A 14,214-nucleotide genomic window follows, 5' to 3' on the forward strand; every position below is an offset into this window, starting at 1 on the left:
GAAAACGAAGGGCCGATCGGGGAAAGGCTCGTACGAACTGGGCGTTTGTCGCGCGATTTTTGCGTCAGGAGATATCCTGGCTGGCGGATTATGCAATTCGCATGGCAACGTATGACTAAGTTCGACGAAGCACGAGGCCCGCGCTGCAACCGTCAAACAGGGCGATTACGCCGCATCGGGGGGAGGGGTCATGGAACTCGGGAATAAGGAACGCTCACTCGTGAGCAAGGTCATGGATGGCCTGATTTCGGGCATCGTCGAGGAACGTTACGGCGCGATTCTGCCGCCGCAGGACGTCCTGTCCAAGGAGTTCGACGTGAGCCGCACGGTCATGCGCGAAGCGCTGTCCATGTTGCTCGCGCGTCACATGCTCGACGTGCGGCCCAAGATCGGCACGCGCATCAGGCCCATGCGCGACTGGCGCATGATCGACGAAGACGTGGTGAGCTGGCGCTTTCGCGCGAAGCCGGACAAGACCTTCCTGCGCGACGTGATCGAGTTCCGTGCGCTGATCGAGCCTGCCGCGTGCGCGCTCGCAGCGGAGCGCGCGAGCGCGGCCGACCTTGCGGGCATGCGCGACGCCTTCGAGGCGCTGCGCCAGACGAGTCCCGGCGACGCCGGCTGCGAAGCGGCCGACACGCTCTTGCACACGCGCATTCTCGCGGCGAGCGGCAATCAGTTCTATCAGCAGATGGCGGCGATCATTCGCGGCGCGCTCACGCTCGTCAATCCCATTCTGAGCCAGCGCGAGGACGGCTGGCTCAATGTCGTCAACGCGCACGGCACCGTGGTCGACGCGATTGAGCGGCGCGCGCCCGAGGAAGCACGCGCGGCCGCGTCGGCGATGATCGCCCTCACCGCCGACGAACTCCACCGCTCACTCGCGTCCGAGGCTGTCGAGCCGCGCTAGCGCGCCTTGTCCGTTTCCTGCACGCGCCGCCCGTTGTTTGATTCCGGGCGCGCGCTGCCTTGCCTGCCTGGTTGCCTGTGAAGTTGCCTGCGCGCGTGCGAGCCAGTATCGTGCGAGTCTTTGCCTCGTCGCGCCCAGCGCGCTGATGAGGCGGATGACGCAACACGCTGACGCGCACAGCGTTCGGCGATCGGCAATACGAGGCAAGGCATGAGCGACTCAGTCAATAGCAGCGGGACCAATCCCGAGACGATACGTTGGGGCATCGTGGGTGCGGGCCGCATCGCACGGCGCTTCGCGCAGGGCGTGGCGCACGTGCCAGGCGCGCGCGTGAGCGCGGTGTGGTCGCGCCGCGCGGCGCCGGCGCAGGCGCTTGCTCAAGAGTTCGGCGCCGCCGCGTGCCCGAGCTTCGAGGCGATGCTCGCGAGCGGCATCGACGCCGTCTATATCGCGACGATGCAGGACAGCCACGCACACTACGCGATCGCCGCGCTGGAAGCGGGCTTGCCCGTGCTCTGCGAAAAACCGGCGACGGTGAATGCCGCGCAACTCGAGCGCGTGCTCGACGCCGCGCACGGCGCGCAGCGCCTCTTCATGGAGGCGATGAAACCGCCGTTCTATCCGCTCTATCGCGCCTTGCGCGCGCATCTGCAAGCCGATCCCATCGGCCCGGTGGGTCTCGTGCGCGCGGGCTGCTCGGTCGCCAACGTTGCCGCCGATCATCCGTCGTTCTCGTTCGAGCATGCGGGCGGAGCGCTGCTCGACATTGGCGTGTACGAGATGTTTCTGGCCGTTGACTGGTTAGGCGCGCCGCGCGAGGTGCAGACCATCGGACGCCTCGGCGCGACCGGCGTGGATACGTTTGCAAGCCTCAATTGCCAGCACGAAAACGGTATCGCGCAGCTCTTTTGCGGGCTCGACCTGCATGGCTTCGGCGACGCGCTGCTGGCGGGGCCGCTCGGCAACGTGACGATCCATGCGAACTGGTGGAACCCGGTGCGCGCGACGATCCGCTATGTCGACGGACGCACGGTCGAGCTCGACGAGCCCTTCGATGGCGGCGGCCTGAACTACGAGACCGCGCACTTTTGCGAGTTGCTGCGCGCTGGGGCGCTTGAGAGCCCGGTCATGCCGCACGAAACCTCGCGGCGCATGATTGCGATGGCCGACGCCGCGCGCGCGGCGCTCGGCTTGCGTTTTGACTGCGAGTGAAGGGGAAGAGGCGCGGCCCCGCGCGGCGAGGCTTGGGGTCGCTTTGCCGCTCGGGCGCGCCAGGCGGCGCCCAGCGGCAATGGATGGCGCTCAATGCCGTGAGGGCAGGGCGAGGCGCTTTTCGTACCAGTGCTGGATCCACTCGAGCACCTGGCAGAGCACCCAGTACACGGCGGCTGCCGCGAGATAGAGCGGCAGCGGCTGATACGTCGAAGCGATGATCTCCTGGGCGCTGCGCAGCAGCTCGGTCACGGTGATGACCGAGACGAGCGAGGTGTCCTTGATGAGGCTGATGAGACTGTTCGAGAGGCTCGGCACCGCAATGCGCAGCGCCTGCGGCGCGATCACGTAGCGCAGTGTCTGGCGCCGCGAGAGGCCGAGACTATACGCTGCCAGCCACTGGCCGCGGTGAATGCCGAGAATCGCGCCGCGCATGCTCTCGGAGAGATAGGCCGCCACGTTCGCTGAGAGCGCGATCACGCCGGCGGGCGTAGGGTCCAGCGAGATGCCGATGCTCGGCAATCCGTAGTAAATCACGAAGATCTGCACGAGCAGCGGCGTGCCGCGCATGAGGCTCACGTACACGCGCGCGATGAACACGAGCGCGCGATTCGTGCTGATGCCCATGAGCGCGAGCACGGCGCCGCCGATCAGCCCGAAGATCATCGACAGGACTGCGAACTTGATCGTCAGCACCGCGCCCTGCGCGAGCACCGGCAGCGACTGGATGATGAGCGTAGAGATGGGCATGGGAGGACGCGGGTGAGAAGCGCTCGCGGTGCGAGCCGTAAAAACAAGGGGCGGCATCCTGCGATACCGCCCCGCGCCTGTTATGTCACGTGGCCGCCCTGATGCGCTGCGCGAGATGCGCCAGCGCGAGATGCGCCAGCGCGAGATGCGCCAGCGCGAGATGCGCCAGCGCGAACTGCACGGGAGTGGCCAGCGTGAGTTGCATCGTTACTTCGTGATCGGCTTGGTCACGTCGATGCCGAACCACTTGTCCGAGATCTTCGTGAAGGTGCCGTCGGCTTCGAGTTGCGTCATGGCGTCGTCGATGGCCTTGGCGAACTTCGGATTACCCTTCTTGAACGGAATGGCCGACGGGTTGCCGTCGCCGACGATCGAGCCCGTACGCAGCGGCAGCTGCGAGTTCTTCAGCAGGTAGGCGAGCATCAGGCGGTCGTTGAGCGCCGCGTCCAGACGCCCGGCCGCGAGGTCGCGCAGGTATTCGGGCGCACCGGGATAGGTCTTCACGTCGATGCCCGGCACCGACTTGGCCATGTCCATGTAGTTGGTGCCCAGACCCACGCCGAGCTTCTTGCCCTTCAGTTCGTCGAGCGACTTGAACTGGCGCGTGTCGTCCTTGCGCTGGATGAGCTGCGCGGCCGAGTACGTGTAAGCCGGCGAGAAGTCGAGCACGGCCTTGCGCTGGTCGGTGACGCCCACCTGGTTGACGATCACGTCGAACTTGCCCGCCTGCAGACCGGCGATGATGCCGCTCCATTCGGTCGTGACGAATTCGGGCTTCAGGCCCATCTTCGCCGCCACGGCCTTCGCGATGTCGACGTCGTAGCCCACCAGATCGCCGTTGGGCGCCTTCGAGTTGAACGGCGGGAACGTGCCTTCGAGACCGATGCGCAGCGTGCCGCGCGCCTTCGCCTGGTCGAGCAGGTCTTCGGCGTGGGCGCTCGCTGCAACGAACGATGCGCCCACGAGTGCGAGCGCAAGGAGTTTTTTCAGCAAGGCGACTTTCATTGTTTTCCTCTTGTTTTGCTGCGGTTTTGCGGCAAGCCCGGGATGCCCCTGGGGGTTCCAGAGCGTGCCTGCAACAGGGCCGGCGGCGTCTGCGATGCGCCGCACATGGCCTGAAACTATAGCTTCACGCGCGGCCCGAAGCCAGCGCCCGCGCACATTCTGCAACGAGCGCGGGGCCGCGGTAGATGAAGCCGGTGTAGAGCTGCACGAGCGAGGCGCCCGCGGCGATCTTCGCGCGCGCGTCTTCGCCCGAGAAGATGCCGCCCACGCCGATGATCGGCACCTGCTCGCCGAGTTCGGCGCGCAGCTTGCGGATCACCTCGTTCGAGGCATCGAACACCGGGCGGCCCGAGAGGCCGCCAGTTTCGTTCGCGTTGGGCAGACCCTCGACCGCGGCGCGCGAGAGCGTCGTATTGGTCGCGATCACGCCTTCGATCTTGTGGCGCAGGAGCGTGTCGGCGATCTCCTTGACCTGCTCGTCGTCGAGATCCGGCGCGATCTTCAGCGCGAGCGGCACGAGCTTGCCGTGCAGGTCTGCCAGACGCTGCTGCTTGTCCTTGAGCGCGGCGAGCAGGGCGTCGAGCTCGCCCCCGCCTTGCAACTGGCGCAAGTTCTTCGTGTTCGGCGAGGAGATGTTGATCGTCACGTAGCTCGCGAACGGATAGACGCGCTCGAGACAGAACAGGTAGTCGTCGGCGGCGCGCTCGATCGGCGTGTCGGCGTTCTTGCCGATGTTCAGGCCGAGGATGCCGCGGTAGCGCGCGGCCTGCACGTTCTTCACGAACTGCTCGACGCCCTGGTTGTTGAACCCCATCCGGTTGATGATGCCGCCGGCCTCGGGCAGGCGGAAAATGCGCGGCCGCGGGTTGCCCGGCTGCGGACGCGGCGTGACCGTGCCCACTTCGATGAAGCCGAAGCCCAGTGCGGCAAATCCGTCGATGGCGGCGCCTTCCTTGTCCAGACCCGCGGCGAGGCCCACCGGATTGCGGAACGTGAGGCCCATGACGGTGCGCGGCGAGTCGGGCACGCGCGGCGCGAGGAGGCCCGCCATGCCCGTGCGGCCCGCGGCGCCGATCATGCGCAGGGAGAGGTGGTGGGCGTCTTCGGCGTCCATGCGAAAGAGCCGGTCGCGGACGAGCGGATAAAGGGTACTGAACACGGGAGAAAGGCGCGGGCGCCGGAAAATGAGAACCCGCTATTTTAGCGACAAAGTTCGCGACACAGGCGGGGCGCCAGGTGTGCGCGCATGGGAAGGCTGCCGTGACTCAGCTCGTGGGGCTGCGGCGAGAGGTGCGCCGGACTAGCTTTCGGAGTCGGCGGCGGCGGGGCCGAGGGCACGCCAGACGCCGTCGAACAGGCCTTCGAGCGGTTGAAAGCGCGCCTTGTAGGCCATTTTCGGGCTTTCGCGAATCCAGTAGCCGAGATAGACGTAAGGCAGTTGCAGACTGCGCGCCTGCTCGATCTGCCAGAGGATGTTGTAGGTGCCGTAGCTCGTGTGCGGCGTGTCGGGTTCGAAGAAGGTGTAGACCGAGGAGAGCCCGTCGCCGAGGATGTCGATCATGCTCACCATGCGCAGCGTGCCCGGCTCGTCGGGGCGCTGCGGATCCGGCTCGCGAAATTCCACGAGACGCGAATTGATCCGGCTTTGCAGCAGGAACTGCTCGTACTGGTCGCGGCTGTCGCGGTCCATGCCGCCGCCCGCGTGCCGCGCCGACTGGTAGCGCATATAGAGCGCGTAATGCGCCTCGTCGTAATGGAGCGGCGCGACCGTCGCCAGGAGCGCGCCGTGGTGCTTCCAGGCGCGGCGCTGGGTGCGGTTCGGCGTGAAGCGCTCGACCGGCACGCGCACCGGCACGCAGGCGCGGCAGCCGTCGCAGTAGGGGCGGTAGGTGAACACGCCCGAGCGGCGGAAGCCCGCCTTCACGAGATCGGTGTAGACGTCGGAGTTGATGAGATGGCTGGGCGTCGCCACTTGCGAGCGCGCGATGCGCCCCTCCAGATAGCTGCAGGGATAGGGCGCCGTTGCATAGAATTGCAGCGCGGAAAGCGGTGAAAGCGGCAGCTCGTTTGGATGCGTCACGTTGGCAGCTCTCGCAGGCAGTTCGGATCGTCGCGCAGCGCCGCCCATGGTGGATTTGGCGGATGCGACGTTTTCTCCTTGCATACTAACATCGACGCCAGGCGTGTATCCACCGAATTGCGCGCCGCCCAGCGGGTGCCGCAGTGGGCGCTGCAGGGGTCACAAATTAGCGCGGGGGCGGCTCAAAGCGTCGTGACGGGGCTGTTGTCGGCGTGGCTCTGGCCGATCCAGTCGGCGAGCACCTGCTTGTCGAAGCGCCAGCCGATCGCATGCGCGCCTACCGTCGCGCGCACATGCGCGATGAACGCCTTGCGCGCGATCTCGCGTCCGCCGAGCGAGGCCAGATGCGCGGTGTTCTGCTGGCAGTCGATCAGCTCGACGCCGTTGCGGCGCAGATGCGCGACGAGCGCGGCGAGCGCGATTTTCGAGGCGTCGGTGACGGAGGCGAACATCGACTCGCCAAAAAACATCTTGCCGATCGAGACGCCGTAGAGACCGCCCACGCGCTGGCCGTCGAGCCAGGTTTCGATGCTGTGCGCGTCGCCGATGCGATGCAGGGTCGAATAGGCGTCGATCACGTCGGCGGTGATCCAGGTGCCGCGCTGGCCGTGGCGCGGCGCGTTTGCGCAGGCGCGCATCACGGCGGCGAAATCGGTGTCGACGCGGATTTCCCAGGCGGGGTCGCGCAATACGCGCTTGAGCGTCTTCCTGAGCGAGGGCGAGACCTTGAACTCGTCGGGACGCAGGATCATGCGCGGATCGGGACTCCACCAGAGCACGGGCTGGCCGTCCGAATACCACGGAAAAATGCCGTGCCGATAGGCGTCGACGAGGCGCGAGGGCAGCAGGTCGGCGCTTGCGGCAAGCAGGCCCGGCGCGCCGCTCGACGCGCCAAGGGCGCGCTCGACGGGCGGGAACGGGGCGTCGGGCGAAAGCCAGGGCACCATCGCCGGAAGCGGATCAGCCGTCGCGCAGGGAGCGCAGCACGTCGCCCGTGTGCAGGCCGTAGCTACCCGACTGGCGGTCGGCGAAGAAGCAGCGCAGGGTTTGGCCGACGGTGGGGAACGCGATGTCGTCCCACGGAATTTCGTGCTCCTCGAACAGGCGCACTTCGAGGCTCTCTTCGCCGGCTTCGATATCGAGGTCGAGCAGACGCGCGAGATAGAACAGATGCACCTGATGCACGCGTGGCACGTTCAGCAGCGAAAAGAGGTTTTGCACCTCGACGCGCGCGCCGGCTTCCTCGAGCGTCTCGCGCGCGGCGGCCTCCGAAGTCGTCTCGCCCATCTCCATGAAGCCCGCAGGCAGCGTCCAGTAGCCGTAGCGCGGCTCGATCGCGCGGCGGCACAGCAGCACCTTGTCTTCCCAAACGGGAACGGTGCCGACCACGTTGCGCGGATTCTGGTAGTGGATGGTGCCGCAGTGCGAGCAGACGTAGCGTTCGCGATTGTCGCCGGGCGGGACGAGCAGGCTGACCGCCTGACCGCAAGTCGAGCAGAATTTCATGGGCACGATAGGGGGATGGGTGATGCGAGTGTATCACCGCAGGGCAGGGTGACGTGAACCGGCACAAATCCCCGGTATAGGGACGGTGTGCCCGCCGTTCACCGCGCTGTACGCCGCAAGATTCGCCGACGCCGGAAAACAAAAAAGGGTTACACACCGATGCGTTGTAACCCTTGATTGCGCTGACTCTGGATGCCTGGTTGCGGGGGCAGGATTTGAACCTGCGACTCCGGGTGCTGAGCCTGATCAGCACTCGCCTTTTTTGGCGTGTCCGGGCGGGCAGTGCCAGCCCTTGTCGTGATGGTGGTGCCTTTCCCAGTCGTCGCGGTCCCAGTAGCGACGACCGTCCCAATACCGGTCGCCGTGCCAACCCGGCGCGATGACGATGGCGGCGGGCGGCGGGGGCGGCGCGACTATGACAGGGGTACCCACGTTGATGCCGACATTGACATCGGTCGCGTGTGCGACGCTGGTGAGGCTGATGGCTACGGCGGCGAGCGCCAACGGTGCGAGTGCGTATTTCTTCATGGAAAAGCCCCCAAAAATATGAACGCCTGCTCGAATCGAATTTCTCCGGACAACAAAAAACCCGCTCGAAGGCGGGTTCATTGGTACGACGGATTTTTACGGCTTTCGCCCAGAAACAGCCCTGAGCTTTGGTTGCGGGGGCAGGATTTGAACCTGCGACCTTCGGGTTATGAGCCCGACGAGCTGCCAGACTGCTCCACCCCGCGTCCGTCAGAGAAAAAGATTATAGGGTAAATCCTGCGGCAGCGCAACAGGAATTTACGAATAGCCTTCTGGCCGATTGCACAAGCGTTGCGCAGTGCTCCGGCAAGGCTGCCTGCGGGGCGTCCGCACGGGGCGCCAGGCTAGAATCGGGGCTCGGTTGCCGCGGCGGGCATCGCGCGCCGCCGGGTCGTTTTTCTTCCTTGCCCCTGACTCTGCCTCATCAACCCTCCATGGACATCGCCCTCGATCTGCAAACGATAGCCGCGCAAGAAAGTGCGCTGGTGTTCCCCCGTTTCGACGCCGATCGCGCCTGGCAACTCGGCACCCTGCTGCGCGAGCTGGCCGTCGCGCGCTCGCACGCGATCGTCATCGACGTGCGCACGTTCGGCCAGCCGCTGTTCTTTTGCGCGCTCGCCGGCACCACGCCCGAGAACGTCGAGTGGGCGCGCCGCAAGTCGCGCGTGGTCGAGCACTTTCGCCGCAGTTCGTACGCGATCGGCTTGCGCGTGCAGCAGTCGGGCGCCACGCTCGCCGAGAAAAATGGCCTGCCCGTCGCCGATTTCGCCACGCATGGCGGTGCATTTCCGCTGACCGTCGCGAGCGCGGGCGTGATCGGCTCGGTCACCGTCTCGGGTCTGCCGCAACGCCGCGATCACGAACTCGTGGTCGAAGCGCTGTGCGCCCATCTCGACGCCGACTACAGCCAGCTTGCGCTCGCAAAGGCCTGACACGATGCGTACGTCTGCCTGGCTCTTCCTCACCATCGCCATCGTCGCGGAAGTCATTGCCACCTCCGCGCTGCGCGCCTCGGACGGCTTCTCGCGGCTCGTGCCTTCGGCGGTGGTCGTCGCCGGTTACGGCGTCGCGTTCTACTGCCTTTCGCTCACGCTCAAGAATCTGCCCGTGGGCGTCGTCTATGCCGTGTGGTCCGGCGTGGGCATCGTGCTCATCACGCTCGTCGCGATGGTGCTCTACAAGCAGATGCCCGATCTGCCCGCCGTGCTCGGTCTCGGGCTCATCGTGGCGGGCGTGATCGTCCTGAATCTGTTTTCGAAGATGCAGGCGCACTGAGGTACTCGCCGATGCCGTCCGCTCGAGGCCGCAGCGGTCCCTGATTCAGCGCTCGGGCGGCACGATGCGGATGCCGCAGCCCGCAATGGTGTCGCGGCTTCGTCCGCCTTCGGGCGTGGCCGCGTCTTCCCACAGGCTGATCGCGCGCGCGACGTCGATGCCGTTTTCCTGCGCATAGGTGAACCAGAGGGTCGCGGCCTGCGGCTCCGGAATTTCGCGGTTTGCTTCGAAGTATTGGCCTGTCAGGTTCGATGCCATTGTTCTCTCGTGGTCCCACGCAATGCGGGCTTGCAAATATGAAAGGGGCATGTGGCGCGTAGTCGACTCGCGCCGCTCAGGCGTCAGTGTTGCAGTTCCCGTGCCCATCCGTCCACCCGTCCACCCGTCACGTGTTCTCCGATGCCAAGCATCGGCCCATTCCGGAAGCGCAGCGGGTAACATGGATCGCGATCCCGCCGTCCGCCGGCGCGGGTTTTCATCTGCGGATTTTCAAACGGGGCTGGATATGAATATTCATTTCCCTTCCGAGGCGCCGTCCTGGCACGATTCGAATCTCACGGTCGTGTTTCCCGCGCTGGTGGACGGCGCGCGCGTGCCCTGCGCGATCTCCGTCGAGGCGCTCGAAGATCATTTCGGCGCGCTGCGCGCGGAACGCGAGGCGTGGATGCAGGCGTTCGACGCGGGGCGCACGCGCATCGAAGCCGTGGCGCGCGCGCATCTCGAGCTCAGCAACGGCACCCCCGTCCTCCTCAAAAGCGGCCATTTCCCGCCGGGCACCCAGCTTTCCTGACGACGCTGCGCGCGCCCGGCGCCTCGACTTTTCGCCACGCCGGTTCGAGAATCGCGCCCATGAGCCCCACCGAGCCCAATGACCGTAGCGCCGCCGCGCTTCGCGTGGCACTTCGCGCACGCATCCTCGATGCCGCGCGCCGCATCGTGACGCGAGACGGGCTTCGTGCGCTTTCGATGCGTAAGCTTGCCGAGGCGATTGGCTATTCGCCCGCGTCGCTCTATTCGTATTTCGAAAGCCGCGACGCGATCGCCCGCGCGCTCGGACGCGAGGGTTTTGCGCAATTGCTTGCGCACCTCGAGCCGCTGGGGACGATCGGCGAGCCACGAGAGCGGCTTCATGCGCTTGCGCATGGCTATGTTGCATTCGCACGCGCGCATCGGCAGGCGTACCGGCTCATGTACGTGGAGGCGGGTGAGGGCGGCCGTTCAGCGCCGCAAGCTGTGGGGCGTGCGGCAACGCCGGAAACCGCCGCATCTCCGGCGCCAGCGCAACAGGACGATGCGTTGTCATGCGAGGAGGCCGCTCGCGTCGCGGATCTGTTCGCCGATGCGCTCGAAGCGCTCGCAGCGGCGGGGCAGTTGCGTCAAGGCGCACCTGGCGAATCCGCTCTGCTCGCACGCGCGCTATGGGCGATGCTGCATGGCGTGGTGGCTTTTTCGTTGATTGGGCCGGAGTTTGCCGGTGAGGCGTCGCTGGTGCCGATCGTCGACGCGGCGCTCGACGGCTGGCTGGCCGAGCCCGTGTCTGCGCACGGGAGTGCGCAAGCGCGGCACGACACATCGCCGCCGGCGCGTGTGGCAAAGCAAACGCAGGAGGGCTCGTCGTGATAGCCTCGTTGGGCGCGCTGCGTGTCGTTGTGCGAGTTGCGTGTCGTTGTGCGAGCATGGCGCGCACTGGCGCCGGATGCCCCTTTTCATAGTGCTTTCATCCCGATCGATTGCCATGTCACAGGAAGCCACCGCAAGCGCCTTTGCCGCCGATGCCGGGCAGCACGTGCTCACGCAGGTCGAGAACCGCATCGGCTTCATCGAGCTCGATCGCCCGCAGGCGCTCAATGCGCTGTCCACGGCGATGATCCGCGAGATGCAGGCCGCGCTCGACGACTGGCGCGACGATCCCGAAGTGCTCGCCGTGATCGTGCACACGTGTCATCCGCGTGCGTTTTGCGCGGGTGGTGACATCCGCTTTCTCCATGAGTCGTACCGCGCCGGTGATCAGGCGGCAATCGATACGTTCTTTACCGAGGAGTACCGCCTGAACCACGCGATCTTCAGTTATCCGAAGCCCTATATCGGGCTGCTGGGTGGCGTCGTGATGGGTGGCGGCATGGGGATTTCGCAGGGCGCGCATCGCACAGGTGGCCTGCGCGTGGTGAGCAGCTCGACGCGCATGGCGATGCCCGAGACGCGTATCGGTTTTTTTCCCGATGTCGGCATGGGCTGGTTCCTCGCGCGCACGCCGGGTGCGCTCGGGCGCTATCTCGCCGTGACCGGAGACACGATCGATGCGTATAGCGCGCTATACACAGGACTCGCCGATGTCTTCATCGACGAGTCCGCGTGGCCCGCGTTGCTCGACGCATTGAGGAGCGAGTCGTTTGCTTCGGGCGCGGAGGTCGTCGAGCGGCTTCGCCACGCGGCTGCCGCAAGCGACGAGGTGCAGCGCGGCACGGCACGCTCCGCGCTGGCCGTTGCGCGCGCATGGATCGATCTGCACTTTTCGCGGCACTCGGTGGCGGCGATTGTTGCGTCGCTGGAGAGCGTGGAGCGCGACGCCGCGGATGCGCAACGCGATTGGGCCGAGCAGATCGTGGGGGTGTTGCGCGAGCGCTCGCCGTTGTCGATGGCGGTCGCGCTCGAGGGCGTGTCGCTTGCGGAAGGCTCGATGGCCAGCGTGCTGCGCCGCGATCTCGATCTCACGCGCTCGAGCTTTGCCGGGGGCGACGTGATGGAAGGCATACGCGCGCGCATCATCGACAAGGACAATGATCCGCACTGGCGCTTCGCGTGTGTCGAGGATGTGTCGCCCGCCGACGTCGAGGCGATGTTCAAGAGCCCGTGGGACGCGGCGGACCATCCGCTGCGGGCGTTGCCGGACTAGCTTCGCGGCCTCGTGAGGCTTCGCGCGGCGCGCACCTTGCGCCGCGCATGCGGGCCGGCTCAGTCTTCTTCGGTTTCGCTCATGAAGGCGCGCATGAACACGAGTGCGCCCCAGCCCCAGACCGCATTCGAAGCGAAGCCCATGGCCACGCGCGGCAGCATGTTGCCGCTCGGCCAGATGCCGCGCAGCGGATCGATCACGAACAGCATGGCGGCCGTGAGCACGATGCCGCCGAACACGAACGCCTGCACCCACGGCGCGGGGCGCGACGGCGAGATGCGCAGCAGCCACGTCATCGGGATGGCCCATAAGGCGCTCCAGATCGCGTTGACGAGGAATTCGGGCAGGCCGATCGGCGCGAACGGCTCGGTGGAGAAGCCGGCGGCGTCGATGACCTGCGCTGCGTGAAGGAGCGCGAGCGTGGCCTCGCGAAAGAACAGCGAGGCCAGAAAGCCGGAGACGAACGGCAAAATCAGTTTTTGCATGGGGGCGCGAGGGTTGCGTGGCGCGGAGCGCGCATGCCTGAAAAGGCGTGAAAGCGCGGCCGGCCGGATTATTGTCGATGTGTGCGCCATTATATCGGCGCGCCGCGCCTGTGATTGCACCTGCGTATGCTAAAGCGTCGCGTAAAGCACGAAAGTGGAAAACCTAAGCTAAAAAAAATCGTTCTAAACGCTTGGTGCCATCCCTAGACTGAATCCCCATGAAGACGGCGCCGCCGTCATGGCGCCGGCCCTGCCGCTCTCCCGGTCCTTGTAATCGCATGCGCGATGTCCTGTGCGTCGCATCTTGCCGGCGCCGCGTCCCGAATTATTCGTCTCACGTCTCGACCAAAAGCAGGAGCAACACATGAATGTGTTCTGGTTCATCCCGACCCATGGTGACAGCCGCTATCTGGGTACGGCCGAAGGCGCGCGCGCTGCTGACCTCGCGTACTTCCAGCAGGTGGCCGTCGCGGCCGATACGCTCGGTTACGAAGGCGTCCTGCTGCCGACGGGCCGTTCGTGCGAAGACGCATGGGTCGTGGCATCGAGCCTGATCGCCGCGACGCGGCGCCTGAAGTTCCTCGTCGCGATTCGTCCGGGCCTCTCGTCGCCGGGACTGTCGGCACGCATGGCCGCGACTTTCGACCGCCTTTCGAACGGGCGCCTGCTCATCAACGTCGTGACGGGTGGCGACGCCGCCGAGCTCGAAGGCGACGGCGTATTCGTCGACCACGATACGCGCTACGAAATCACCGACGAGTTCCTGCATATCTGGCGCAAGCTGCTCGCCGCGTCGCACACGAACGAGGCGATCGATTTCGAGGGCAAGCATTTGAGCTCGAAGGGCGGCAAGGCCCTCTATCCGCCGGTGCAGGAGCCGCACCCGCCGCTGTGGTTCGGCGGCTCGTCGCCGGCGGCGCACGACATGGCGGGCGCGCACATCGATACCTATCTGACGTGGGGCGAGCCTCCTGAGGCCGTAGCAAAGAAGATCGCCGATATCCGCGCGCGTGCTGAGCGGCACGGCCGCAAGATCCGCTTCGGCATTCGCATGCATGTGATCGTGCGCGAGACCGAGGAGGAAGCGTGGGCCGCGGCCGAGCGCCTCATCAGCCGTCTTGACGACGACACCATCACGCGTGCGCAGGCCGCGTTCAACAAGATGGATTCGGAAGGCCAGCGCCGCATGGCCGCGCTGCACGGCGGCAAGCGCGGCACGCGCAAGGAGCTGGAGGTGTACCCGAACGTGTGGGCGGGCGTGGGCCTCGTGCGCGGCGGCGCGGGCACGGCGCTCGTCGGCAATCCGCAGCAGGTTGCCGAGCGCATGAAGGAGTACGCGCAGCTCGGTATCGAGACCTTCATTCTTTCTGGTTACCCTCATCTTGAGGAATCCTACCGTTTCGCCGAGCTGGTGTTCCCGCTGCTGCCGGGGCGCCAGGCGAAGACGGCTGGCGGCCCGGTCTCCGGGCCATTCGGCGAAGTGGTCGGCAATCAGTATCTGCCGAAGGTGAGCCAGAGCTGACACGCAATCAATCGGATTCAACCGGCCAGCGAGCGCGAGCGCACACGA

17 protein-coding genes and 1 tRNA gene are annotated in these 14,214 nt (G+C 66.1%); 8 read left to right on the forward strand and 10 right to left on the reverse strand.

Going from position 1 to position 14,214, the window contains the following annotated elements; translation table 11 throughout:
- Window positions 1–190: 190 nt before the first annotated feature.
- Window positions 191–910, forward strand: a complete 720-nt coding sequence (locus EYW47_RS05555; protein WP_133193868.1) for a FadR/GntR family transcriptional regulator — start codon at window positions 191–193, stop codon at window positions 908–910.
- Between the two features lie 210 nt (window positions 911–1,120).
- Window positions 1,121–2,122, forward strand: coding sequence for a Gfo/Idh/MocA family protein (locus EYW47_RS05560; RefSeq protein WP_133193869.1), 1,002 nt, complete (start codon window positions 1,121–1,123; stop codon window positions 2,120–2,122).
- Between the two features lie 90 nt (window positions 2,123–2,212).
- On the opposite strand, the gene EYW47_RS05565 is transcribed toward EYW47_RS05560, so the two are convergent.
- The 8 genes from EYW47_RS05565 to EYW47_RS05600 all read right to left on the reverse strand — a co-directional run bounded on the left by EYW47_RS05565 (window position 2,213) and on the right by EYW47_RS05600 (window position 8,197).
- Window positions 2,213–2,872: an amino acid ABC transporter permease gene (locus EYW47_RS05565; protein ID WP_133193870.1), complete on the reverse strand. Its 660-nt coding sequence runs from the start codon at window positions 2,870–2,872 to the stop codon at window positions 2,213–2,215.
- A gap of 207 nt (window positions 2,873–3,079) precedes the next feature.
- Window positions 3,080–3,877, reverse strand: a complete 798-nt coding sequence (locus EYW47_RS05570; RefSeq protein ID WP_133193871.1) for a transporter substrate-binding domain-containing protein — start codon at window positions 3,875–3,877, stop codon at window positions 3,080–3,082.
- A gap of 124 nt (window positions 3,878–4,001) precedes the next feature.
- On the reverse strand, window positions 4,002–5,036 hold the full coding sequence (locus EYW47_RS05575; RefSeq protein WP_133193872.1) for a quinone-dependent dihydroorotate dehydrogenase: 1,035 nt from the start codon (window positions 5,034–5,036) through the stop codon (window positions 4,002–4,004).
- Window positions 5,037–5,177: 141 nt separating this feature from the next.
- Window positions 5,178–5,957, reverse strand: a complete 780-nt coding sequence (locus tag EYW47_RS05580; RefSeq protein WP_133193873.1) for an arginyltransferase — start codon at window positions 5,955–5,957, stop codon at window positions 5,178–5,180.
- 182 nt (window positions 5,958–6,139) lie between these two features.
- Entirely contained in the window at window positions 6,140–6,904 is a 765-nt protein-coding gene (gene aat / locus EYW47_RS05585; protein ID WP_133193874.1) for a leucyl/phenylalanyl-tRNA--protein transferase, read from the reverse strand.
- 13 nt (window positions 6,905–6,917) lie between these two features.
- The gene (locus tag EYW47_RS05590; protein ID WP_133193875.1) at window positions 6,918–7,463 is read right to left on the reverse strand and encodes an NUDIX hydrolase; all 546 of its coding nucleotides are present in this window, start codon (window positions 7,461–7,463) and stop codon (window positions 6,918–6,920) included.
- Window positions 7,464–7,709: 246 nt separating this feature from the next.
- Window positions 7,710–7,991 (reverse strand): hypothetical protein, encoded by a 282-nt coding sequence (locus EYW47_RS05595; protein ID WP_133193876.1) that lies wholly within the window; start codon window positions 7,989–7,991, stop codon window positions 7,710–7,712.
- Between the two features lie 129 nt (window positions 7,992–8,120).
- A tRNA-Met gene (locus EYW47_RS05600) sits at window positions 8,121–8,197 on the reverse strand.
- 228 nt (window positions 8,198–8,425) lie between these two features.
- Between EYW47_RS05600 and EYW47_RS05605 the strand changes: the two genes are divergently transcribed.
- Both EYW47_RS05605 and EYW47_RS05610 read left to right on the forward strand, forming a co-directional pair.
- Entirely contained in the window at window positions 8,426–8,923 is a 498-nt protein-coding gene (locus EYW47_RS05605; protein ID WP_133193877.1) for a heme-degrading domain-containing protein, read from the forward strand.
- Window positions 8,924–8,927: 4 nt separating this feature from the next.
- The gene (locus EYW47_RS05610; protein WP_133193878.1) at window positions 8,928–9,266 is read left to right on the forward strand and encodes a DMT family transporter; all 339 of its coding nucleotides are present in this window, start codon (window positions 8,928–8,930) and stop codon (window positions 9,264–9,266) included.
- 45 nt (window positions 9,267–9,311) lie between these two features.
- Here EYW47_RS05610 and EYW47_RS05615 read toward each other — a convergent pair whose 3' ends face one another.
- Window positions 9,312–9,524 (reverse strand): hypothetical protein, encoded by a 213-nt coding sequence (locus EYW47_RS05615; RefSeq protein ID WP_133193879.1) that lies wholly within the window; start codon window positions 9,522–9,524, stop codon window positions 9,312–9,314.
- 247 nt (window positions 9,525–9,771) lie between these two features.
- Here EYW47_RS05615 and EYW47_RS05620 point away from each other — a divergent pair, with 247 nt between their 5' ends.
- From EYW47_RS05620 to EYW47_RS05630, 3 genes are all read left to right on the forward strand, one after another.
- On the forward strand, window positions 9,772–10,056 hold the full coding sequence (locus EYW47_RS05620) for a DUF1488 family protein (RefSeq protein ID WP_133193880.1): 285 nt from the start codon (window positions 9,772–9,774) through the stop codon (window positions 10,054–10,056).
- A gap of 59 nt (window positions 10,057–10,115) precedes the next feature.
- On the forward strand, window positions 10,116–10,886 hold the full coding sequence (locus EYW47_RS05625) for a TetR/AcrR family transcriptional regulator (protein ID WP_133193881.1): 771 nt from the start codon (window positions 10,116–10,118) through the stop codon (window positions 10,884–10,886).
- A 115-nt stretch (window positions 10,887–11,001) separates the two neighbouring features.
- A complete protein-coding gene (locus EYW47_RS05630; RefSeq protein ID WP_133193882.1) occupies window positions 11,002–12,159 on the forward strand; it encodes an enoyl-CoA hydratase/isomerase family protein in 1,158 nt (385 codons plus the stop codon).
- Between the two features lie 59 nt (window positions 12,160–12,218).
- Here the strand turns inward: EYW47_RS05630 and EYW47_RS05635 are convergent, their stop codons facing one another.
- The gene (locus EYW47_RS05635) at window positions 12,219–12,644 is read right to left on the reverse strand and encodes a hypothetical protein (protein ID WP_133193883.1); all 426 of its coding nucleotides are present in this window, start codon (window positions 12,642–12,644) and stop codon (window positions 12,219–12,221) included.
- A gap of 364 nt (window positions 12,645–13,008) precedes the next feature.
- On the opposite strand from EYW47_RS05635, the gene ssuD reads away from it, so the two are divergent.
- Window positions 13,009–14,166, forward strand: a complete 1,158-nt coding sequence (gene ssuD / locus EYW47_RS05640) for an FMNH2-dependent alkanesulfonate monooxygenase (RefSeq protein ID WP_133193884.1) — start codon at window positions 13,009–13,011, stop codon at window positions 14,164–14,166.
- The last annotated feature ends 48 nt before the right edge of the window (window positions 14,167–14,214 follow it).

The sequence above is a fragment of the Paraburkholderia silviterrae genome, assembly GCF_004353915.1.
Taxonomy (GTDB): domain Bacteria; phylum Pseudomonadota; class Gammaproteobacteria; order Burkholderiales; family Burkholderiaceae; genus Paraburkholderia; species Paraburkholderia silviterrae.